Source organism: Lutibacter holmesii (assembly GCF_042679665.1).
GTDB classification, from domain to species: Bacteria; Bacteroidota; Bacteroidia; order Flavobacteriales; family Flavobacteriaceae; genus Lutibacter; species Lutibacter holmesii.
The window spans coordinates 317,368-341,554 of record NZ_JBHTMV010000003.1 but is presented as its reverse complement, the minus strand read 5'-3'; the positions used below and the strand labels follow the sequence as shown (position 1 = coordinate 341,554).

The 24,187-nt window shown below is 30.8% G+C and carries 20 protein-coding genes; 10 read left to right on the top strand and 10 right to left on the bottom strand.

Features of this window, described 5'->3' with window-relative positions; all coding sequences use genetic code 11:
- Window positions 1-32: 32 nt before the first annotated feature.
- The 4 genes from ACFQ5N_RS04295 (at window position 33) to ACFQ5N_RS04280 (ending at window position 5,635) form a co-directional block, all read left to right on the top strand.
- On the top strand, window positions 33-1,079 hold the full coding sequence (locus tag ACFQ5N_RS04295; protein ID WP_386808030.1) for an endonuclease/exonuclease/phosphatase family protein: 1,047 nt from the start codon (window positions 33-35) through the stop codon (window positions 1,077-1,079).
- Window positions 1,080-1,120: 41 nt separating this feature from the next.
- On the top strand, window positions 1,121-1,906 hold the full coding sequence (locus ACFQ5N_RS04290; protein WP_386808028.1) for an EcsC family protein: 786 nt from the start codon (window positions 1,121-1,123) through the stop codon (window positions 1,904-1,906).
- A gap of 149 nt (window positions 1,907-2,055) precedes the next feature.
- Complete coding sequence (locus tag ACFQ5N_RS04285) at window positions 2,056-4,452, top strand: TonB-dependent receptor domain-containing protein (RefSeq protein WP_386808026.1); 2,397 nt, start codon at window positions 2,056-2,058, stop codon at window positions 4,450-4,452.
- 58 nt (window positions 4,453-4,510) lie between these two features.
- The gene (locus ACFQ5N_RS04280; RefSeq protein ID WP_386808024.1) at window positions 4,511-5,635 is read left to right on the top strand and encodes a PepSY-associated TM helix domain-containing protein; all 1,125 of its coding nucleotides are present in this window, start codon (window positions 4,511-4,513) and stop codon (window positions 5,633-5,635) included.
- 5 nt (window positions 5,636-5,640) lie between these two features.
- Here ACFQ5N_RS04280 and recJ read toward each other — a convergent pair whose 3' ends face one another.
- Window positions 5,641-7,338 carry a single-stranded-DNA-specific exonuclease RecJ gene (recJ, locus tag ACFQ5N_RS04275; RefSeq protein ID WP_386809021.1) on the bottom strand — a complete coding sequence of 566 codons (1,698 nt, stop codon included), beginning with the start codon at window positions 7,336-7,338 and terminating at the stop codon, window positions 5,641-5,643.
- Window positions 7,339-7,444: 106 nt separating this feature from the next.
- On the opposite strand from recJ, the gene ACFQ5N_RS04270 reads away from it, so the two are divergent.
- From ACFQ5N_RS04270 to ACFQ5N_RS04255, 4 genes are all read left to right on the top strand, one after another.
- The gene (locus tag ACFQ5N_RS04270; protein WP_386808022.1) at window positions 7,445-7,891 is read left to right on the top strand and encodes a hypothetical protein; all 447 of its coding nucleotides are present in this window, start codon (window positions 7,445-7,447) and stop codon (window positions 7,889-7,891) included.
- A gap of 11 nt (window positions 7,892-7,902) precedes the next feature.
- Complete coding sequence (locus ACFQ5N_RS04265; RefSeq protein WP_386808021.1) at window positions 7,903-8,343, top strand: hypothetical protein; 441 nt, start codon at window positions 7,903-7,905, stop codon at window positions 8,341-8,343.
- Between the two features lie 10 nt (window positions 8,344-8,353).
- On the top strand, window positions 8,354-8,818 hold the full coding sequence (locus tag ACFQ5N_RS04260) for a hypothetical protein (protein ID WP_386808019.1): 465 nt from the start codon (window positions 8,354-8,356) through the stop codon (window positions 8,816-8,818).
- A 132-nt stretch (window positions 8,819-8,950) separates the two neighbouring features.
- Window positions 8,951-9,151 (top strand): helix-turn-helix transcriptional regulator, encoded by a 201-nt coding sequence (locus ACFQ5N_RS04255; RefSeq protein ID WP_386808017.1) that lies wholly within the window; start codon window positions 8,951-8,953, stop codon window positions 9,149-9,151.
- A gap of 303 nt (window positions 9,152-9,454) precedes the next feature.
- On the opposite strand, the gene ACFQ5N_RS04250 is transcribed toward ACFQ5N_RS04255, so the two are convergent.
- Both ACFQ5N_RS04250 and ACFQ5N_RS04245 read right to left on the bottom strand, forming a co-directional pair.
- Window positions 9,455-10,465, bottom strand: a complete 1,011-nt coding sequence (locus ACFQ5N_RS04250; protein ID WP_386808015.1) for a dipeptide epimerase — start codon at window positions 10,463-10,465, stop codon at window positions 9,455-9,457.
- A gap of 198 nt (window positions 10,466-10,663) precedes the next feature.
- Window positions 10,664-11,089, bottom strand: coding sequence for an OsmC family protein (locus tag ACFQ5N_RS04245; protein WP_386808013.1), 426 nt, complete (start codon window positions 11,087-11,089; stop codon window positions 10,664-10,666).
- Between the two features lie 210 nt (window positions 11,090-11,299).
- On the opposite strand from ACFQ5N_RS04245, the gene ACFQ5N_RS04240 reads away from it, so the two are divergent.
- Entirely contained in the window at window positions 11,300-11,743 is a 444-nt protein-coding gene (locus ACFQ5N_RS04240; RefSeq protein ID WP_386808011.1) for a hypothetical protein, read from the top strand.
- 87 nt (window positions 11,744-11,830) lie between these two features.
- Here the strand turns inward: ACFQ5N_RS04240 and ACFQ5N_RS04235 are convergent, their stop codons facing one another.
- The 4 genes from ACFQ5N_RS04235 to ACFQ5N_RS04220 all read right to left on the bottom strand — a co-directional run bounded on the left by ACFQ5N_RS04235 (window position 11,831) and on the right by ACFQ5N_RS04220 (window position 16,516).
- Window positions 11,831-13,960 (bottom strand): Tex family protein, encoded by a 2,130-nt coding sequence (locus ACFQ5N_RS04235; protein WP_386808009.1) that lies wholly within the window; start codon window positions 13,958-13,960, stop codon window positions 11,831-11,833.
- 205 nt (window positions 13,961-14,165) lie between these two features.
- Complete coding sequence (locus ACFQ5N_RS04230; RefSeq protein WP_386808007.1) at window positions 14,166-15,239, bottom strand: hypothetical protein; 1,074 nt, start codon at window positions 15,237-15,239, stop codon at window positions 14,166-14,168.
- A gap of 16 nt (window positions 15,240-15,255) precedes the next feature.
- Window positions 15,256-15,966 (bottom strand): hypothetical protein, encoded by a 711-nt coding sequence (locus ACFQ5N_RS04225; RefSeq protein WP_386808006.1) that lies wholly within the window; start codon window positions 15,964-15,966, stop codon window positions 15,256-15,258.
- The gene (locus ACFQ5N_RS04220) at window positions 15,953-16,516 is read right to left on the bottom strand and encodes an RNA polymerase sigma factor (protein WP_386808004.1); all 564 of its coding nucleotides are present in this window, start codon (window positions 16,514-16,516) and stop codon (window positions 15,953-15,955) included. Before ACFQ5N_RS04220 ends, ACFQ5N_RS04225 begins: the two co-directional genes overlap by 14 nt.
- Window positions 16,517-16,687: 171 nt before the next feature.
- On the opposite strand from ACFQ5N_RS04220, the gene ACFQ5N_RS04215 reads away from it, so the two are divergent.
- A complete protein-coding gene (locus ACFQ5N_RS04215) occupies window positions 16,688-17,239 on the top strand; it encodes a hypothetical protein (protein WP_386808003.1) in 552 nt (183 codons plus the stop codon).
- A 173-nt stretch (window positions 17,240-17,412) separates the two neighbouring features.
- On the opposite strand, the gene gdhA is transcribed toward ACFQ5N_RS04215, so the two are convergent.
- The 3 genes from gdhA to metG form a co-directional block, all read right to left on the bottom strand.
- Entirely contained in the window at window positions 17,413-18,750 is a 1,338-nt protein-coding gene (gene gdhA / locus ACFQ5N_RS04210) for an NADP-specific glutamate dehydrogenase (RefSeq protein ID WP_386808002.1), read from the bottom strand.
- 133 nt (window positions 18,751-18,883) lie between these two features.
- Complete coding sequence (locus ACFQ5N_RS04205; RefSeq protein ID WP_386808001.1) at window positions 18,884-21,916, bottom strand: PEP/pyruvate-binding domain-containing protein; 3,033 nt, start codon at window positions 21,914-21,916, stop codon at window positions 18,884-18,886.
- Between the two features lie 139 nt (window positions 21,917-22,055).
- A complete protein-coding gene (metG, locus tag ACFQ5N_RS04200) occupies window positions 22,056-24,113 on the bottom strand; it encodes a methionine--tRNA ligase (RefSeq protein ID WP_386807999.1) in 2,058 nt (685 codons plus the stop codon).
- Window positions 24,114-24,187 lie beyond the last annotated feature (74 nt).

The window sequence follows — 24,187 nt, the reverse complement described above, 5'->3', positions numbered from 1 at the left end:
AAATTAGCAACTCATAAAAATGAAATACACTCATGAAACGATTTCCTCTATTAGTTTTAATACTATTAATTACAAGTAATGCACTTTTCGGTCAAAAAAAGTACGAAATAAGAACCGTTGCTTTTTACAACTTAGAAAACCTATTTGACACTGAAAATGATACGCTTATTAATGATGAAGCGAGTCCTATAATGGAGATTAAAGAAGGAAGAGAAGCTATTTACGAAAAGAAGTTAAACAATATGGCAAAAGTAATTTCAGAAATTGGAATTGCAGAGTCAAAAAATAGCCCAGTAATGCTTGGAGTTGCTGAAGTTGAAAATAAAAAAGTGTTAGAAGATTTAATTTCAACAGATTATTTAAAAGATCGTAATTATGAAATTATTCATTATGATTCTCCTGATTTAAGAGGAATTGACGTGGCTTTTTTATACCAACCAAATTATTTTAAACCAACCAATAGTGAAACTTTTGAATTGAAGCTTTGGGATGAAGAAGGCAAACGAATTTTTACGCGTGACCAGTTATTGGTTTCAGGTTATTTAGATGATGAATTGGTGCATGTAATTGTAAACCATTGGCCTTCAAGAAGAGGTGGAGAAGAAAAAAGTAGACATAAACGTGAAAAAGCTGCCTATTTAAACACTCAAATAATTGCAAAGGTTAGAGAGAATGATCCAAATGCAAAAATTATTATTATGGGCGATTTTAATGACGACCCAACCAATTCAAGCTTCAAAACAGTATTAAAAACAAAATCTAGAAAAGCCGATGTAAAAGAAGGAGATATTTACAATCCAACAGAAGATATGTTTAGACGTGGACAAAACACGTTAGTATACAGAGACAATATAAACTTGTTTGACCAAATTATGTTTACATCGCCATTACTAGCTTCAAAAAAAGATTATTCTACTTATAAAATGTACAAAGTAATCATTTTTAATCCGCAGTATTTAACTACACAAACAGGGAAATATAAAGGTTATCCGCATAGAAGTTTCGCCGGATCTAATTTTATAAATGGCTACAGCGATCATTATCCAGTTTATATGTATTTATTAAGAGATAAAAAATAATTCAAGCTTTATAAATTGCTAATTAAAACCTTTTAAGAACGTTGAGCTCAAAAATTTCCATTCAAGACAAACAAGAATTAGTAGTAGCAAAGCAATTGTTAGAAAATCCAGGAATTGCTGCAAAATTGACGAATTTTTTAGGCACACCTATAGAAAAAGGTTTTGAAGTTCTTCCAGAAAATTGGAAACATAAAATAAGTGTAATCACTCAAAAATCATTGTTAAAAGCAACTGAAACTGCTATTTTAACCATGAAAAATACACCTTCAAAAACTCCTTCAAATAAATGGCACAAATTAAGTGTAGCCACTAGTGGTGGTATTGGAGGCTTTTTTGGTTTTACGGCTTTAGCCATTGAACTTCCTGTTTCAACAACTATAATGCTAAGATCAATTATAGATATTGCCAGATCACAAGGTGAAGATGTTGACACATACGAAACTAAATTAGCTTGCTTAGAAGTATTTGCTTTAGGAGGAAAAACAACTTTAGACGATGCAACAGAGAGCGGTTACTTTACAATGAGAACTTTATTAGCTAAATCTATTTCAGAATCTATGCAGCATTTAGGTTCTAAAACAGCATCAAAAGAAACAGCTCCGGCATTACTAAAACTTATCTCTAGTATATCACAAAGATTTGGAATACAAATATCTGAAAAGGCAGCCGCACAAGCCATTCCTATTTTGGGAGCAGCCGGTGGAGCGCTTATCAACACAATTTTTATAGATCATTTTCAAGACATGGCAAAAGGTCATTTTATAGTTCGTAAACTTGAAAAAAAATACAACCAACAACAAGTTAAGGCTTTATACGAGCAACTTTAATTCCATTTTACACTACTTAAACCTCTCTGCTACCCCATAAAACAGTAGCTTTAATTTTTTATTAAGAATCATTCTAAATAATTTGGTAGATTTGATAATGCATATTACATTTGCGACTTATTATTTTTAATTAGTCTAAATAAAAACAAATGAATAAAATTATTACACTACTTGTATGTCTAACTATTAGCACATTCACGTACTCTCAAACCGGAAAAATTACTGGGAAAATTACAGATGACGGAAACAACGCTCTTTTTGGAGTTAGCGTATCATTTAAAAACCAACAAAAAGGAACACAAACCAATGAAGAAGGTGTGTTTGAAATTACCAACATTGAAAATGGAGATTACACACTATTAATTTCAATTTTAGGTTATAAATCTAAAGAAGTACCATTTTCAATTACAAACAGTGAACCTGTAAATTTAAATACGATTATTATTTACGAAGGAAACGAAATACTAAGTGAAGTATTTATTGAAGGTACTAGAGCAAATAAATTTTCAAGAAAAGAAAGTGCTTATGTTTCAAAAATGCCACTTAAAAATATTGAAAACTCTCAAGTTTACAATACAGTAACCAATCAGCTTCTTGTATCTCAATCTGTTAATAGTTTTCAAGACGCCTTAACAAACGCCACAGGTGTTACCAAATTATGGTCTTCAACTGGTAGAAGTGGAGACGGTGCAGGTTATTATTCAAGTAGAGGATTTGCAGTACAACCGCAATTAGTAAACGGAGTTGCCGGAATTACAAATGGATTTATAAACCCTTCAAACGTAGAGCGTGTTGAAGTAATTAAAGGCCCTTCAGCTACTTTATTTGGAAGCTCTGTTACATCATACGGAGGTTTAATTAACATTATAACTAAAAAACCATATAAAGGTACTGGTGGTGAAATTACATTGGCTGGTGGATCAAATGATTTTGCTAAAATAAATATGGATGTAAATGTTTCAGCAAAAGAGAAATTGTCTTTTAGACTAAATAGTGGCTACCAAAAAGAAAATAGCTTTCAAGATGCTGGATTTAAAAAATCGTACTACATAGCGCCCTCAGTTTCTTATAAAGCTAGCAACAATTTAGCCTTTAATTTTTCGTACGAAGCTTCAAAAAATGAACAAACAAATGAAACCTTTTTATTTTTAAACAGGTATGGACCTCTTGCATTTAGTTCAATTGAAGATTTAAACTACGATACCAACTTATCATTCACTAATAATGATGTTGTTTTAGAAAACAATACACAAAACTACAGAGGGGAAATTGCTTGGAAAATTACAGATAAATGGTCTTCTCAAACTTTAATTGCTGGTGGTGTGGCAAAATCTAATGGATATTATACGTATTTATGGAATTTTGCTGATTGGTCAAACCCTTCTGCTCCAGTAGGAACACCTTACTTTAACTTGTACGCACAAGATACTGACGCTAAAACAAAAACCTTAAACCTTCAACAAAATTTTAATGGTATTTTTAATTTAGGTGATTTTCAAAACAAAGTACTTGTAGGTTTTGATTATTTAGATTCAAAAACAATTGATCAAAGTTCAAATTGGGGCTATTTAAACACTATTAACCTTCAAGGAGATTTACTTGCAGGAGCACCAACCAGTGCAGAAAATTTAGAAACTGCATTAAACAGAATTGGAAATGTTGATAGTGATGTACGCCAAAATGTATTTGGAGCTTATGTATCTGACATTATAAATATTTTACCTTCATTATCTGTAATGGCAAGTGTACGTTATGACAGATTTAACTACAAGGGAGACCAAAACACAGATGAAGATGATGATACAGAGTATACAGAGTCTACATTTTCTCCAAAGTTTGGAATTGTTTATCAACCTATTTTAAACAAGGTATCTATTTTTACCAATTATCAAAATGGATTTTCATACGTAAACCCACAATATATTACAGATTTTACCACTGGAGAAACATACTTACAATCGTATGATGTTGAACAAGCAAACCAATTTGAGTTTGGTGTAAAAACAAAATTATTCAACAATAAACTTGAAACTACATTAAGTTATTACAACATAAATGTAGCTAATAAATATTATTGGGCAACTAAAACACAAGACCTTGAAGTAAATAGCCAAGGTATTGAATTGGAAGTAAACGCAAACCCAATAAACAGATTAAACCTACACGGTGGATTTAGCTATAATGATTCTGAAATTACAAATTCTCCATCTGCAACTTACTTAGAAGGAAATAGATACGGTGAATCTGGACCAGAAATAACTTACAATTTTTGGGCAGACTATAAATTCTTAAAGAATTTTGGGGTTGGAGCTGGTTTTAACGGAGCTACAGAATACGACACAATGGTTGATTACAAAGCGGCAACTGGTAGTTTTTATTTACCTGCCTACACTATTTTAAACGCTTCAGTATATTATGAAACAAACAAATTTAGAGTAAGTGTAAAAGGAAATAATTTAACTGATGAAGAATTCTATTCAGGTTGGAGCACTGTTACACCGCAAAACAAACGTGTAATTTTAGCTACTTTAAACTATAAATTCTAAATAAAAACTTTGAAAATGGCAATTCAAACGAATTGTCATTTTCCTTTTTTCAAAGGATATGAAATATCGAAAATCCATACTCGCATTACACAAAATTTTAGGTTTACTTACAGGAATTGTAGTATTTATAGTTGCAATTACAGGTAGTTGTTTCGCTTTTAAAGATGAAATTGAAAGTCTGTACAGCGATTATAAAAAAGTAAATCCACAAAACAACGCATTAATTACTGTTACAGAAGCCAAAACTATTGCTTCAAAAATATTTCCAAACAATACCGTACACGGAACAGTTTTTAGCAAACAAGATGATGCTGTTGAAGTTATTTTTTATGATGCAGAACCTGAATTTTATCAAAGTATTTTTATAAATCCGTATTCTGGGGAAATAATTCAAGTTGATGATCATTTATCAGGTTTCTTTGCCTTTGTTTTAAAAGGTCATATGCGATTATGGTTACCAAAAAAAATAGGAGAACAAGTAGTTAGCGCCTCCATTATGCTATTTATTTTCATTATTATTTCAGGGTTTTTGTTGTGGTTACCAAAAAAGCGAAAAGGATTAAAAAAACGATTAAAATTTGACTGGAAAGCAACTACAAAATGGAAACGAAAGAACTTTGATTTACACGCAATCTTTGGTTTTTACATTTGCTCCTTTGCCTTAGCTCTTGGAATTACAGGAGTAATTATGTCGTATGATTGGTTGAAGTATGTAGTATACATATCAACCGGTGGAGACAAGGTGCCAGCATTTATAATTCCTGAAAATAATAGTAAAATAAGTGCTACAGATTATGAAGTAAAACCCATTGATTTATTAATTCCAAAACTATTAAAAGAATCACCAAATGCTGAAAGTTTTGAGTTACATTATCCTGAAAGTGAAGACAATAGTATTTACGTAGAAGTTTCAAACAGTAAAGGATTATTTTACGACTCTGATTTTCGTTTCTTTGATCAAAACACTTTAGAGGAAATTGAAACGGATGCTATTTTTGGCAAGTACAAAGACTCCAAATTTGCCGACAAACTTTTAAGAATGAACTACGACATTCACATTGGTGCAATTGGAGGAATAACAGGTAAAATTATTGCTTTTTTTGCAAGTTTATTAATTGCCAGTTTACCTGTTACAGGTGGTTTACTTTGGTACGGAAAAAAACATAAAAAGCAGCATAATTAATTTAATTATGTTGCTTTAATGTCTTTTAAGAGCAATTGCAATGATGTATTTCCATTCCAATGGTTTTCATCAATATTAAAAGCAGCATTAAAACCTTGTTCTTTTTGAACTAGATTAAATTTATCACCCATACTAAAACCAATAGCATTGTAGGTTTTTTGATTAGCTCCTTCAATAACATTTAATTTTAAATGTGTTTGATCTGCACCAACCTTTTTTCCAAATCCATTATCCCGTAGGCCTGAAGCCGAAAAAGTTGGACGCATATTTTGAGGGCCAAACGGCGCTAATTGTTTTAAAATTCTAAAAAACTTCGGAGTAATTTCAGATAAACTAATCTCAGCATCAATTGTTATTTCTGGCGTACGCAATTCTTCTGCAATGGTTGCTTTTACAACCTCTTCAAACTTTGCTTTAAATTTTGGGTAATTTTCTACCGTCAAGGTCAATCCCGCTGCATATTTATGTCCTCCAAACTGCTCAATAAATTCTGAACATTCTTCCAAAGCATTGTACACATCAAATCCTTTTACAGATCGTGCAGATGCTGCTAATTTATCGCCACTTTTTGTAAAAACTAAAGTTGGTCTGTAATAGGTTTCTATCAATCTAGAAGCTACAATACCAATAACACCTTTATGCCAATTTTCAGCATATACAACTGAAGTGTAGTTTTGCTGCTCATTATTAGCTTCAATTTGCTGCAAAGCTTCAACAGTAATTGTTTTATCAAGCTCTTTTCTATCGTTGTTATTTTTTTCAATTTCAGAAGCAAATTTTACGGCTGCATCAAAATCGAGTTCTGTTAATAATTCCACGGCATAATTTCCGTGCTTGATTCTTCCAGCAGCATTGATACGAGGCGCAATTACAAAAACAACATCGGTAATAGTAAGCTCTTTTTTCTCTAACTGATGAATCATAGCTTTTATACCATTTCTTGGATTGGAATTTATTACTTGTAATCCGTAATAAGCCAACACTCTATTTTCACCGGTAATTGGAACAATATCAGCTGCCACGGCTGTAGCTACTAAATCTAAATACGGAAGCAAATCTGTAATAGTTTCACCACGTTCACTTGCCAACGCCTGAATTAATTTAAAACCAACACCGCAACCGCACAACTCTTTGTACGGATATGCACAATCTTCACGCTTTGGATCTAAAACAGCAACGGCTTTAGGAATTTCACTCCCTGGCCTGTGATGATCACAAATAATAAAATCTATCCCTTTTTCTTTTGCGTAATTTACTTTGTCAATGGCTTTAATTCCACAATCTAAAGCAATTATTAATGACATTTCATTGTCTTCAGCAAAATCAACTCCTTTGAAGGAAACACCATAACCTTCAGCATAACGATCTGGAATATAAGTAGCAATATTGGGATGAATTGTTTTTAAATACGAACTCATTAATGAAACCGACGTAGTTCCGTCAACATCATAATCACCGTACACCAAAATATTTTCATTATTGGCAATTGCCAACTCAATTCTAGCAACAGCTTTATCCATATCTTTCATTAAATATGGATTGTGTAGATCACTTAAATTAGGGCGAAAAAAAGCCTTTGCAGCATCAAAAGAATCAATACCACGTTGAACCAATAACTTAGCCAACGTATATTCAACACCTAACTCTTTTGCAAGGTTTTTAGTTATTTCAGAATCGGTTTCGGGCTGTAATTTCCAACGCATAGCAGTACTTTTTTTCAAAAGTAATCAATTCAAATAAGTTAAAAAAATTCTATTTTATTTGTTTTAATGTAAACAAAACTTTACATTTGTATAAAAATAATAGATAATGAAATTACAAATATTACCAAATTGGTGTAAAAAATTAGGGCTAATTTTATTCTTTTCCTTTTTTGTTTTAACAGGTTTTGAAGAATTTAGAGCTGGCTGGTATAGTGTTGAAGATAGCAGTCCGTACAAACCAGTAAATCAAACCCAGGCAGAATATAAGCCTTATAAGGTTTCTGAAATAATGAATAATATTGGCATTCACTATTTTGAAATGCTTGGTATAATAGGAATGCTTATTTACATGCTTTCAAAAGAAAGAATTGAAGATGATTATATTCACAAACTTCGATACGAATCTTATCTTTTCTCTAGTATTTTCTGGTTAGTTATTGCAATAATAGCTTACTCCTTTAACGAAAACTTAAAACTTTCAATAGATTATTTTATTTACTTATTTATTTGGACATACTTAATTACATTCTTTATAAAAAAACGTATTTACTAAAAATTTAAACTATGAAATTGCAAATACTACCAAATTGGTGTAAAAAATTAGGATTAGCAATCTTTTTTATAGGCACAATAGTTGGAGGTTATGATGACTTTAAAGAAGGTTTTACTGAAGGCTACAATTCAACTAGAATAAAAGAACAACCTTTAAATTATAAACCAAACTCGTTCCTAACCGACAATTTTGGAGAAATAGGCTTGCATATATTTGAAATTATTGGCGTTCTTGGAATGCTAATTTACATGCTTTCAAAAGAAAAAATTGAAGATGATTATATTCATAAACTTCGATACGAATCTTATCTATTATCAAGTATCTTATGGCTAGTTATTGCTATAATAGCGTACTCTTTTAACGAAAACTTAAAACTTTCAATAGATTATTTTATCTACTTATTTATTTGGACATACTTAATTACATTCTTTATAAAAAAACGCATTTACTAAACACACAACTATGAAAACTCAAATATTTCCAAACTGGTGCAAAAAATTAGGATTAGCAATGTTTATAATATTTTCATTTATTAGTGCAGGAGATAGTGCTATAAATGGATATTGTGATGGTCAAAATTCATTTCAACCAATAAATGAAAAAACTGAAAACAAAACTATTACTACACCTCCAAAAAGTAATGTTACTACTTTTAAAGATTTTTTTGGTGAAAAAACATTACGCATTTTAGATGCACTTTCGCTTTTTGGAGTTTTAATTTATATGCTATCAAAAGAAAAAATTGAAGACGATTATATTAATATATTACGATTAGAATCGTACAAATTTACAGCCATTATTGGTATTTTAATTTCAATATTACTTTATGCTTTTTCAGAAGAAATTAAACTAACTATAGACTATTTTATAACCTTATTTATGTACTTATATCTAATCACATTTTTTATTAAAAAAAGAGTGTACTAGCTATGATTACCTTTTTAGCATTATTAAATAGTTTTGTATTTAAGTACTTTTACGAAAATACAATTGAATTATTAACGAGTTTAGTTCTAGTAATTATTGGAATCACTATTTTTGAACTCAAATTTTTCTATAATGAAAAACTTAATTAAAGTAGAACGTGCGAGACACGATTTAACACAGGCTCAACTAGCAGAAAAACTAGGTGTTTCGCGCCAAACTATTCACGCTATAGAAAAAAATAAATTCAATCCATCAGTAACATTAGCCATAAAAATGGCGCAATTTTTTAATGTTACAGTAGAATATTTGTTTACTATTGAAGAAGAAGATTAGTAAAATTTTTAAACCTTAAAAAAAGTGTTTAACGCATTGTATTACTCAACAACTTTAAATCTGTTTTTGTATTGCTAGCTGCAATTACTATTCTATTCTTTGCTTTTTTTAAGTTACTATTAAAAATTAGTAATTACATAAACTACCATAAAAAGCTTTTCATTTTTTAATTCCTACAATTAAATTTTCTTGAAATTTTTAATGAGTTGAAAAGCCCAAATAAGTGGCTCCTCCAAAGTATAGATATTCGTTATTTCCAATCTGAATAGTTCTATCAGGAAAACAATTAACAATCATAATTTCTTATATCAACGTAACACCTAAACCATTTAAATTACTGTAAGAAATAACTCCATTTTCTATAGTAACACCATTTGCAATATCTTCAGACAGTAATAAAGGGCCATCCATATCAACGTAATTTAACAACGGTAATAAATGTGCAATTGCCGAAATACCAACCGAAGACTCGGTCATACAACCAACCATAGTTTTCATTCCTAAAGCTTTTGCTTTTTCCAACATTCTTTTTGCCGGAGTTAAACCTCCACACTTTACCAATTTTACATTAACGCCATGAAAATGATTGTAACATTTTTCAACATCATCTTCAACCAAACAGCTTTCATCTGCAATTATTGGTAAAACCGATGCTTCAAAAACTTTTTTATGCGCATCCCAATCATTAGCTTTTAAAGGTTGCTCTAAAAATTCTACTCCTAGTTTTTTTAATGCTATGGAATTTTTAATGGTTTCATCAACAGTCCAACCACAATTAGCATCAATTCTAAAAATAGCATTTGTGTGTGTTCTAAGTTCTTCAACTATTTTTATATCTTCTTTTGTACCCAATTTAATTTTATAAATTGGCCAAGGCAACTCTTTCATTTTAGCTACCATTTTTTCAATAGTATCTATTCCAATAGTATAATCGGTTAACGGATTGTTTGAAATATTAAAACCCCATAATTCATACAATTTTTCACCTTTTTTTTGAGCATACAAATCATTAAATGCCAAATCTAAGGCACAAAGCGCAAACATATTTTCTTTAAAATACGGATATAATTCAGCCCAAAACTGTTCGGGTGTAGAATTTCTGTTGACTTTAATTTTAGGTTCAAGCGCAGTAATAGCATCCATCATTTTAGGCACAGTAATATTGTAATACGGGCTTGATGTTGCTTCGCCTAAACCTGTAAAACCACCATCTTTTAATTCAACAATAAGTGAAGGTTGAATATCGCGTGATTCCCTTGAAATGGTAAATGTATGTTTAAGTTTTAAATTATATTCATTTAACTTTATCTCCATAGACTTGGTAATTAGACAAAGTAAATTTATACAATTATAAATGTATTTCGCCTTAATTTAAGGTGAAATAATCTTAAATAAATAACTTATATTTTAAAAATAATTAAATTTATTGTTTTAACATTTATTGAAATCACAACAAAATTTAAAATACCTTCAAAATATCACAAACCTAAAATGGATACTTTTAAAACTTAATTAACTTTTTTCTTCTCTATAATTAATCTCAATAGAAACATCAGCAAATTGACGAAACATTTCCATTACTCCACAGTAACGCTCAACCGATAAATTAACCGCTTTCTCAATTTTAGCTTTTTTAAATTCACTTCCTATAAAGGTGTAAATTACTTTTACCTTATCGTATACTTTTGGATGCTCTTCGGTTAAATTAGCAACAACTTCAATTTTAAAATCATCAACCTCAGCACGCATTTTTTTCAACAAAGAAGCAACGTCCATTGCAGAACAACCTGCCAATGAAGTTAACATCATTGCTTTAGGTCGCAATCCTTTTCCCTGCCCGCCAACTTCTTCAGCAGCATCAATCATTACGCTCCCTTCCGGAGCTACAGATTCAAACAACATTTGCCCTTTCCAACTTAATTCTATTGTATTTGTCATAACTATTCGTTTTAGTTTAACTACAAATTTAAAAGTTTTTTAACGGTATTAGCATAACAATTTTCACAAAAAAACAACTTATCATTAAAAGCCAATTAATTGTTAGCGTGAAATAAAAAATTAATAACCATTTTATCTTATATTTTTTTAAGAATGAGTACCTTCGATACCTTTATATTAGTAATTGACATTTAATACTTTTTAAAACAAATGAGACAACTTACACTACTTTTTATATTTTTTACTGTACTTGGATGCAAAAACAATGAATGTGAGGGTATCGCTTGTTTTTCTCCACCACCTAATTTTTCTTTTGAATTAGTAGATAAAGCAACAGGTGAAAATTTATTTACCAATGAAACTTTAAATAGCAACGATATTAAAGTGGTAGATGAAGAAAATAATGCCGTTTCATATAGTTTTATTTCTGAAAACAATTACAATATTTTAAGCTTAAATGAAATTGGCTGGAACTTAGATCCGCATACGTATACTATAACTGTTGGCGATTTAGTTGAATTTACACTTGAATTAGATATGGAAGAAAAATATGAAAATTGCTGTACATTTTTCAAAACCGAGACATTTCAACTTTCAGGTTACGAATATGAACAATCTAACACAACTGATATTTACACCATTCAAATAGACTAAATATAAGCTTTAGCGCTTATGTAAATTGATTAAAACACACAACAAATGCCGCTTTAAAAAATGACAGTAAAGAAAACTTTAAGTGTTTTATTTTAAATTTTTCATAGATAATTGAATGCGTTTACGTGCCACATCCACTTCTAAAACTTTTACTATTACTTGTTGATGTAAACTCACAATTTCACTAACATCGCTCACAAATTTATCGGCTAAATTAGAAACGTGAACCAAACCACTTTCTTTAATTCCTATATCTACAAAACAACCAAAATTAGTAATGTTATTTACAATTCCGGGCAATAATTGTCCTTCGTGCAAATCATTTATTGTGTGAATGTTTTGATTAAATGTAAATACTTTTGCTTGTTCACGCGGATCTAAACCTGGTTTTTCTAACTCAGAAATAATATCTTTTAATGTTGGTAATCCAACGGTTGCTGAAGTATATTTTTCTAAATTTATTTTTTGAAGAACTGCTTTATTTCCAATTAAATTAGCAACAGAACTGCCTTCATCTTTTGCCATTTTTTCAACAACTTTATAACTTTCAGGATGTACTGCCGAATCATCTAACGGGTTTTTAGCATTTTTTATGCGTAAAAAACCAGCACCTTGCTCGTATGCTTTATTACCTAAACGAGCTACTTTTTTAATGTCATTTCTTGAAATAAAAGCACCATTTTCATCTCTGTAATTCACAATGTTTTCGGCTAATTTTGGTCCAATTCCTGAAACATAACTTAACAATGAAACACTTGCTGTATTTATATTTACACCTACTTTATTTACACAACTTTCAACAACAGTATCTAGCGAATTTTTTAATTTGGTTTGATCTACATCGTGTTGGTATTGCCCAACACCAATAGATTTTGCGTCAATCTTTACCAACTCAGCCAACGGATCAGCCAATCGGCGACCTATTGAAACCGCTCCGCGTACGGTAACATCAAAATTAGGAAATTCATCACGCGCAATTTTGGAGGCTGAATAAATACTAGCACCGGCTTCGCTCACCACAAAAACCTCAACATCTTTGTTGAATCTCATTTTACGAATTAATTGCTCTGTTTCTCGTGAAGCGGTTCCATTTCCAATAGCAATAGCTTCAATTTTATAAGCGTCAACCAGCGAATTAATTTTTTTCATTGCTCCAATAGCATCGTTTTTTGGAGCGTGAGGATAAATAGTTTCGTTATACTCTAAACCACCTTGCGCATTTAAACAAACCACTTTACAACCCGTTCTAAATCCAGGATCAATTGCCAAAATAGTTTTTTCGCCTAAAGGTGCACCTAACAATAACTGTTGCAAATTTTTGGCAAAAACTTTAATAGCTCCTTCATCAGCTTTTTCTTTTGAATTGTTTAAAATTTCGTTTGATAAAGAAGGTAGCAACAAACGTTTATACGCATCTTGAATAGCTAACTTTATTTGAGTTGAACAAGCATTGTTAGACCGAATAATTCTACTTTCCATTTTATCCAATGCACGATCGTTGTCAATTTCAATTTTTACACGTATAAAACCTTCTTTCTCTGCTCGTAAAATAGCTAAAAAACGATGCGATGGACAACGGTTTAAACTTTCAGACCATTCAAAATAATCTCTAAATTTTTGTGCTTTTTCATCTTCTTTTTTTGTTTTTACAACTTTTGTATTGATAGTTGCAAATTTCTCTAATTGATAACGAATATTGTTTCTTATATCCGTTCGTTCATTAATCCATTCAGCAATTATAAAACGAGCGCCCTCTAAGGCTTTTTCCTCATTCTCAACTTCGTTATTCGTATATTTTGAAGCTGTATATTCCAAATCATTCACACGCTGACTCATAATCATTTTTGCCAACGGTTCTAATCCGTTTTTACGAGCTGTTTCAGCTTTTGTTTTACGTTTTTTCTTGTAAGGAAGATACAAGTCTTCTAAAGCAGTTACATTGGTAGTAGCTTCAATTTTTTGTTTTAAATCTGAAGTTAAAACATCTTGCTCTTCCAAAGCTTTTAAAATGGCTTTTTTGCGTTTTTCTAGCTCTTCAAACTGTGCTTTATATTTTACAATATCACCTATTTGAACCTCATCTAAATTTCCTGTACGTTCTTTTCTATAGCGAGAAATAAACGGAATGGTACAATCTTCATTTAATAATTCAATGGTGTTTTCTATACCTTTTGAAGGAAGATTGGTTTGTGATTTTATAAAGTTGAGTAGTTGCATTGTAACAATTTTATCATTTTAATGTAAGGTGACCTTTTACTATTTAATTTGTTATCACACCTAATTTGATACCAACGATCACTTTTAGGTATTAAGGTTTCATTTTAGGAGCAACAAAGGTATTACTTACTTGGTATTTATGCATAAAAAAACGGAGACATTTAATGCGCTCCGTTTTTATATATTCCATTTATTTTTTAACTATTTATAACTCAAAACGTAACCCTAAAGAAATATTATTTTGCTTTACATTAGGATCGTTAAAAATGGTATTTAAATCATATTTACAATACAACGAAAAATCATCAACACCAATATACGTACTTAACCCATAAATAAAATTGGCTGTATTGTAACTCTTTTTAATTTTATCTTTTTGCTTAGACCCATCTTCTGAATATTTTAACTTTTGACGTGTTCCCAAATTAAAACCAGCATACGCTCCTATACCAAATTTAAATTTTTTACGTGTTGAATATCTAAAATAATTATCACGTTCTATTTTTTTTGAAGGTCCAAATTCAAAATGAATAGGAACAACTAAATTATCCATTCGCAACTTTGATTTTGTAATATTTGTAGGAAAATCTTCTACGTTGGTTAAATCACCATTTTGAACAAAATATTGATTATCTGTTGGATTTAAACCGTTAAATGTAAATGAAAAACCATACTTAAATCGCACTGCATTTGATTCTTTTAACAATCGAGTAGACCACAACCAACCCATCTCAAAATATTTACTTTTTCCTATTTTATACGGAGAGTCGTTAATAGATTGTCCTTCAATAATAGCGTTATTCAACCCAAAAGAAATTAAAAGATTTGAATGTGTACGTTTGTCGTACTTTTTTTTCTGACCATACTGAATATCAATCAAAGATTCTTCATCTTCAAATATTTGTAATGTTAATTTATACGGATCAGTACTCAACTCAATATTCACATCATCATCATTAAATTTTACAATTGCTCTTTCAGACAAAGCAATAGAATTCTCAATAATTGCAATTTTATTTTCAATATTTAAGGCATGAATTTCTGCAGCTTCTTCTTTTAATTTATCGGCTTCTTCTTTTGTAATTTCACCATTATTAAAGCGTGTATTAATTGCAACTACTTCTTTTTTTAACGCCTCTTTTTCGCCTTGAATAATCTGCTCTTTTTTCTCTTTAATTTTTACTTCTTGTTCTGAAGGTTCTGCCGTTTCTTGCGCAACTATTGGTTGCCACAAAAAAGCCTGACTTAACAATAAGCATACTACTACTATTTTTTTCATTTTTGATTGTTTTTAGTTAGTCTCCACGATCTGTAATAACTATTTTTCGAGGAGTTTTTAAGGTTGTAATAATTTTTTCTACTAATTTTTCTTTAAAATCTTTGTCTAAATCATCTTCAACATCAGCTAAAAGAGAACTAGCGCTTACACCTCTTTTTTTAGATATTTGATGATTTACACGTAATTTAATTTTTGAAGCATTTAATAAATGCTCTACTTCAGCGTTTAAAATTTCTTCTTCTGAAGGTTGCTCAACTACTAAAATTTCTTCGGTTTGTATTTCAACAGATGTGTTTTCAATAGTTATAATTTTTGAAGACTCTGTTGTTTCAACGGTACTACGAATAGCTATTGCTACATTTTCAACTTCTTTATTTTTTAAAATTATTGGTTGCTTTTTTTGAGTTTCTTTTACAACTGAATTTACTGTAGTTTCTGCAACTCTAATTTCAGGTTCTACCACAATTTCAGGTGTTTTTTTAACTTCTTCTTTTAGTGTTGGAGCTACAACAACTGGCACTTCAACTACAGGTTTATTTGTTTTAAAAAAGTACAAACCAACTGAAAAAAACATTAAAAATATAGCGGCATATTTTAAAAACCACCACTTACCAGTTTTTTGAGTGCTTTCTTCAGTATCTAATTTTTGACTTAATTGATCCCAAGAATTTTTAGAAGGAACAATACTTCTGTTTTGTAATTTTTCTCTTAATTTATGTTGTTCCATGATACTTTTTTTGATTTATAGAAATCATTTTTTGTAATGCTTTTCTAGCTCTAGACAGTTGTGTTTTTGATGTTCCTATTGAAATACTCAACATTTCTGCTATTTCGGCGTGTTTATAACCCTCAATCACATACAAGTTAAAAACCACTTTACTACCATTAGGCAATTCATTTATATACAACTGTAAATCTTCTACAGCAATAGACAATTCAATTTCGTTATCAACTATGCTTTCAAAGCTTTCAATTTCGTTTGTAAGGGTTAATTCTTTTTTTGTTCTTAAATAAGAAATACTTTCCCAAACCATTATTTTTCTAATCCAACCTTCAAAACTACCTTCATTTGAAAACTGATGTAATTTGGTAAAAACTTTAAAAAAACCATTTAACATTACCTCTTCACTTTGCTGAACATCTTTTATATAATATGCACATAAACTCAACATTTTTGGTGCATATTTATCGTACAAACATTTTTGAGCTTTTCTATTGCTTTTAAGTGCTTGCTTAATTAATTGCGAATCGTTATTTAGTTTTATGACTTTTAGCATACTTTTTTAAAGGCCTTACATATATAAAGACGCTTTAAAGTTTAAAATGGTTGACAAAGAGTGTATTTTTTTTAAATGTAAACAAGGTACTTATTTATTTTATAATTTTTTTCAACTAGTAATTGCAATAATTATTGATAACTTTAAACCTTACTAAACGAAAACAAACGTATGAAAAAATTAGCATTCACTTTATTTTTATGTGGAATCACACTTATAGCGAAGGCGCAAGATGCAAGTGTAGAAAAATCTGTATTTGGAATTCAAACAGGGCTTTTAGGTATTTGGGCACATCATGAAGCTAGACTATCAAATAAGTTTGCTTTACGAAGCGAAATAGGATTGGATAGCGGAATTCACAATGATGATTTTTTTATGGTGCCTGGTGTATCTTTAGAACCTAAGTTTTATTACAATTTAAATAAAAGAGTTACTAAATCAAAAGACATTACAGGAAACAGCGGTAGTTTTTTATCGCTAAAAACAAGTTATCACCCCGATTGGTTTATTATTTCAAAATCTGATAATTATAATGTTTCCAATCAAATTTCTATAGTTCCAACTTGGGGAATGCGAAGAAATATTGGCAAACATTTTAATTACGAATTAGGAATTGGAATTGGCTGGTTGCACGAGTTTGCTGATACGGTTAATAATTATAAATATGAAGCCAGTAATGAAACAGCTATTAATTTACATACAAGAATTGGATACCGTTTTTAAATAGAAATTTATTAAAGTACCTCGTGCTGAACTTGATTCAGCATATTCCCTCACCAATAATCAATGAGAATTAGAATTTGAAACAAGATAAGTTTTACAAACATTACACCATAAAAAAAACAGTCACAAAATATTTTGTGACTGTTTTTTTATCTCTAATAATAATCTCAAATTTAAATTACGCCAAGATCTAACATAGCGTCGGCTACTTTAATAAAACCTGCAATATTTGCACCTTTTACATAGTTAATGTAACCATCTTCTTCAGTACCATATTTTTCACAAGCCACATGAATTGAAGACATAATTTGATGCAGTTTTGCGTCAACCTCATCTTTTGTCCAGTTAATTTTCATGGCATTTTGAGACATTTCCAATCCTGAAACCCCAACACCACCAGCATTTGCTGCTTTTCCTGGAGCAAACGGAATTTTATGATTATGAAAAACCTCAATTGCTTCAGGCGTACAACCCATATTAGAAACTTCGGCAACATATTGCACACCATTTGCTACAAGTTGTGCAGCATCTTCACCGTTCAATTCATTTTGAATTGCTGAAGGCATTGCAATATCACATTTTACTTCCCAAGGCTTTTTTCCTGGATAAAATACCGCTTCAGGATATTCTTCAACATACGGAGAAACAATATCATTATTTGAAGCTCTTAAAGACAACAAATAATCAATTTTATCTTCATCTAATCCGTCTTTATCGTACACATATCCATCAGGTCCTGAAATGGTAACAACTTTACCACCCAATTCTGTTACTTTTAAAGCAACGCCCCACGTTACGTTTCCAAACCCAGAACAACAAACTGTTTTTCCTTTAAAAGAATCGTTTTGAGTTTTCAACATGTCTTTGGTAAAATAGGTTGCTCCAAAACCAGTTGCTTCAGGTCTTATTAAACTTCCACCCCAATTTAAACCTTTACCGGTTAACACTCCAGAGTTTTCCATTTGCAATTTCTTGTACATTCCGTACATAAATCCTATTTCTCTACCGCCAGTACCAATGTCTCCTGCAGGAACATCAGTATTTGGGCCAATTACACGCCATAATTCTAACATAAAAGCTTGGCAAAAACGCATAATTTCAGCATCTGACTTTCCTTTTGGGTTAAAATCTGAACCTCCTTTTCCACCACCCATTGGCAATGTAGTTAAGGCATTTTTAAAAATTTGTTCAAAACCTAAAAACTTTAAAATACTTAAATTTACACTTGGGTGTAAACGAATACCACCTTTATATGGTCCAATTGCATTATTAAATTGCACTCTATGGCCTAAATTTACGTGTACATTTCCGTCATCATCAACCCAAGAAACTCTAAAAGTTATAATACGATCTGGTTCAACCAAACGTTCAATAATTTTGGCCGATTCGTATTGTGGGTTTTCATTGTAAATTGTTTCAATAGACTCTAATACTTCTTGCACTGCTTGTAAGTATTCTTTTTCCCCTGGATGTTTGGTTTCAAGGTTATTTAGTATCTCTTGTACTTTCATATCTATATATAATTAACAGCTATTAAAATTATAATCAATTAAACTTTTATCAAAATTACTCAAATAAATTACAATATTCGTAAAATGTTATTGAGATTTTCTATAATTATTTTGGTTTTATCAATTGGCATTTTTACATAAATCCATCAGGAGGCAAATCATCTATCAATTCTTCTAATGAAACTTCTTTCTTTTTAGGGTGAATACCTTCTTTGTAAATGACAGCGTTATTACTTTTTCCTTCAATTATAACACTCAAAGGGTCTTTAAATCTAATATGTCTTAAATATGTGTCTTCAAAAACTGCTTCTTGGGCATTTAAATAATCAAGGTCTAAAAACCCATCATTTACAAACGGATTAATAGTTAAATAACCTACCTTGAACGAGGTTAAATTTTGAAAAAAATGTGTTCCTTGACTTGGATCAATTCTAAAATCATTTAACCCTGCTTCAACAATTATTTTTGCAGCTGAGATTTGCGGCCAAATTACAGGAATTCCTAACCACGGATCACTTGAACCCCATCTTCCTGGACCAACTAAAATGTACTGATTATCAGTTTCAATAAACGTTTTATTAATATGCGCTACCGCATTTGCAATTTCTCTTGTATTGGCTGAGTTAAACGTTTCTGGTTTTACATATACAAAGTCATAAATATGATCATATTTTCCATTTCCTAAAGCTGATTTAGAATAAATAATACTTTCTTCTTGTTTAAAATCTTTAGGAATTTTACATAAATTATCATTGCTTTCAACAATAGGTCTTATTTGTAAAAAACTAAATTCCTTAGGCTCTCCTTTGGGCACATCTAAATTTACAGCAAACTCCATTTCAATAGGGTTTCTCATTTCACGTTGACTTACTTGCAACAATTTTTGTAAAATTTCAGGTAAAGGAAATGTGTTGTATTTTAAAATATTATCAAATGTAATTACTCTAATTCCATCATGCATTACACCTGGCTTAATTACATTATTTTGCAAATCGTATGTAGATGCTACAAACTTTAATGAACCATGTTTCTCTGCTCTTCTAACAGTAATTTTCTTTTTATTTACGGCTTCGCTAATAGATGTTTTATAACTATTTGGATTTACATCTAACCCATAAAAATATTTTTGAGTATCACGTTGTGTTGAGCCTGGTGATGAGAGTTGCAATACTTTTTTTGAATGATAAGGCGAAAATCGTAATACTTTTCCGCCTCCAACTATAATTTCACCTAAACCTAAAGCTATATTTGCAATTCCTTCGCTTGGCTGTTCATTTCCTATAGGATAAAAATTAATAGAACGTGCAACTCCTGAAATATTTGGATAGTAAACATCATCATATTGTTTGCCAATAACTTCTTGCAAAATCACCGCCATTTTACTTTCTTCAATAGTATGTGAAGTTGCTTTTAAATAACTTTTACTTGCGTTAAAAAAAGATGATGCCATTACCGATTTTACGGCATTGCAAATCATTTCTAACATTTTTACAGGCTCAGTGTTTGGCAACATATAGGTTGAAAATATACCTGCAAAAGGTTGGTAATGCGAATCTTCTAACACGCTTGAAGAACGAATAGCGATAGGAGATTGGGTTACTTTTAAAAAGGATTCAATATCTTCAACCACCCAAGTTGGTAATGGCTTTGAAATAAACATACTTAATATTTCTTCGTCATTATTACATTCTCCAACAAATCGAATTAGTTTATGCGTATCCATAAATTCATCAAAAACCTCGGTACTTAACACCACAGTTCTTGGAATTGAAATTTTAACATCGGCAAAATGTTGTCTTAATTTATGACGCTTTAAAAAAGAATCTATAAATGCCAAACCTCTTCCTTTTCCACCTAATGATCCATCTCCAATTCTTGCAAATCCTAAATATTCATCGTATTTATTTTTATTGAATTTTGAAATAATTCCGCGCGCTCTAAATCCTCTGTAAGCTTTTATGGCATTTATTAAATAGGTTCTTGCTTGCTCAGGATCATCAAAATCATCGTATTCAACCTTGCTAAATAAATCGGCTAACGGAAATAAAACCCTTGATTTTAACCATTTTGAATATTCGCTTCTTTTTGAGTGATAGGCAATACAGTCTGCGGTTACAACGCTTAAAGATTTTTGAAATGTGGTTAAGTCTTTAGCAATTGCCAATACTTTCATTTGAACAGGATCCCAAAATTCAAAATCGCCAAAAGAAAAATACTGATTGATGTAGTTTTTTATTTCTTCTTCTAATGTTTGAGTATGCTTGTATAAAAATTTCCCTTTTAACTCAAGTGCATATTTTTCATTATTGCTATCTGATGATTGTATTAAAAACGGAAAATAACGCTTAAAGCTTCGCACATATTTTAAAAAGTGAAATCCTGCTTTTGCGTCTCGTTTTCCTTTTCTAAAATAAGAAACATCAGAAATTACGCCTAACAGATTGTTTTTATATTCTTTAAATAAATGCAACCCTTCTTCATAATTGGTGGCCAATAGAATTTTTGGTCTACCACGCATCAACATCATTGTACGGTGCGCATTTAATCCTTCAGACATAAAAGACCGCGTTTGATTCAATAAAATTTTATAAAAAACCGGTAAATATTTTGAATAGAATTTTAATGAATCTTCAACCAATAAAATAGCTTTTACACCAATTTCATTGATATCTTTTTCAGCATTCATTCTGTCTTCCGTTAATTTTATTATTGCTAAAATAATATCAGCATTTCCGTTCCAATGAAAAACATAATCTATATTTCCTGAACTTTCACTGCTAATTTTTTCACGCAATTGGGTTGAATAATGACTTATTGCAGCAATTGGAACGTTTGGAAAAGCAGCTTTTATTTTTTTTGAAGTTTCAACCGTTTTAAAATTCCCAATATCTAACCAAGTAATTACCAAATCAATTTTATTTGCTTCCATTGCCATTATGGCTCTTTTAGCAGAATTTGCATGTTCAAAACTTGGAGGATACCGCAAGTTTAAAGCGGTATATTCATTAAAAATACGCTCATCAATTCTACCATCTTCCTCCAACATATAGTAATCGTAATTTGAACAAACAATTAAAATTCTATAAATTCTTTTTTGCATTAATTGGTCAAAAGCAACATCTTCAAACTCATACGATTTTAAATCAGGTAGTGGATTTTTATTCATTTTTTTAGCGGCTTTTATTTACTATGCAATATATTATTTTACAAAGAGATTTTAATGCCTTTTGGAAGTTAATTCTGTATATAAAAAAAAGGACTGCAAAATGCAGTCCTTTTTAGTTGTATATTTTTTGAAAATTTAATTAGCTTACTTGTTCTCCGTTGGCTACAGTATCATTTTCAGGCTCAATAAAAGCAAGTTTTCCATCAGGCGTATCTGTCATTAAAATCATACCTTGGCTTTCAACACCGCGTAATTTTCTTGGTGCTAAATTTACCAAAACAGTTACTTTTTGACCAATAATATCTTCAGGTTTAAAACTTTCAGCAATACCAGAAACAATAGTTCTAGTGTCAATACCAACATCAACTTTTAGTTGTAATAACTTTTTTGTTTTTGGCACTTTTACTGCTTCTAAAATAGTACCTACACGCATATCTAATTTGGTGAAATCGTCAAATTCAATAGTTTCTTTTTGTGGTTCTACTACTTTATTTTCAGCTTCATTTACTAATTTTGTTGCTTCTAATTTATCTAATTGCACTTGCACTTCAGCATCTTCAATTTTTGCAAACAACAACTCAGCTTTCCCAATTTTATGGTTTGGAGCAATTAGCTCTTCGGTTTCAGCAATTGCACTCCAAGCTACACTTTCAGAAACTTTTAAAATACCTTTTAATTTTTGAGCTGAAAAAGGTAAAAATGGTTCTGCTACTACTGATAAACCTGCCGCTATTTGCAACGCAACATACATAACAGTTTTTACACGTTCTGGAGCTGTTTTAATTAATTTCCAAGGTTCTTCATCTGCCAAGTATTTGTTTCCTAAACGAGCTAAATTTATAAGTTCTTGTGATGCTTCTCTAAATCTGTAACGCTCAATTGAATTGGCAATTATTGATGGATATTTTTGTAATTTCTCTAAGGTTTCATTATCAACATCAGAAAACTCATTTGGTTCAGGAACTACACCTTCGTAATACTTATTTGTAAGTACTACAACACGATTAATAAAGTTTCCAAAAATAGCTACTAATTCGTTGTTATTACGTGCTTGAAAATCTTTCCAAGTAAAGTCGTTATCTTTTGTTTCAGGAGCATTTGCTGTTAATGCATAACGCAACACATCTTGCTTTCCTGGGAAATCTTCTAAATATTCATGCAGCCAAACTGCCCAATTTTTAGAGGTTGAAATTTTATCACCTTCTAAATTTAAAAACTCGTTTGCAGGTACATTTTCAGGTAAAATATAGCTTCCTTCAGCCTTTAACATTGCAGGAAAAATAATACAGTGAAATACAATATTATCTTTTCCTATAAAATGCACTAACTTCGTATCTTTATCTTTCCAATACGGTTCCCAATCTTTTCCTTCACGAGCTGCCCATTCTTTGGTTGATGAAATATAACCAATAGGCGCATCAAACCAAACGTACAATACTTTTCCTTCTCCACCTTCAACTGGCACAGGAATTCCCCAATCTAAGTCACGTGTTACGGCTCTTGGTTTTAAACCGTCATCTAACCACGATTTTACTTGACCTAAAACATTTGTTTTCCAATCGTTTTTATGACCTTCAACAATCCACTCACGCAACCATTTTTCATATTTATCTAATGGCAAATACCAATGTTTTGTAACTTTAGTAGTTGGTACATTTCCTGTAATTGCAGATTTTGGATTGATTAAATCTGTAGCGTTATGACTTGTTCCACAACTTTCACATTGATCACCATAACTTTCTTCATTTCCACATTTTGGGCATGTTCCAATTACAAATCTGTCTGCTAAAAACTGATTTACCTCTTCATCATACAATTGCTCAGTAGATTCTTCAATAAACTTACCTTCATTGTATAATTTCTTGAAAAATTCTGAAGCTGTATCGTGATGTACTTTTGCAGATGTACGAGAATAATTATCAAAAGAAATACCAAAATCACTAAACGATTGTTTGATAATTGCGTGGTATTTATCTACAATATCTTGCGGAGTAACTCCTTCTTTTTTTGCTTTAATAGTAATTGGCACACCGTGCTCATCTGAACCACAAATGTATAATACATCGTTTCCAGTGTTACGTAAATAACGTGCGTAAATATCAGCAGGCACATAAACACCAGCTAAATGTCCAATATGAACCGGTCCGTTTGTATACGGTAATGCTGCCGTAATTGTATATCTTTTTGAATTGCTCATCAAAATCTGTTTAAGAAAGTGCAAAAATAAGGATTGTTTATTAGAAAAGTGAATAGTTAATTGGCTTTTCGTAA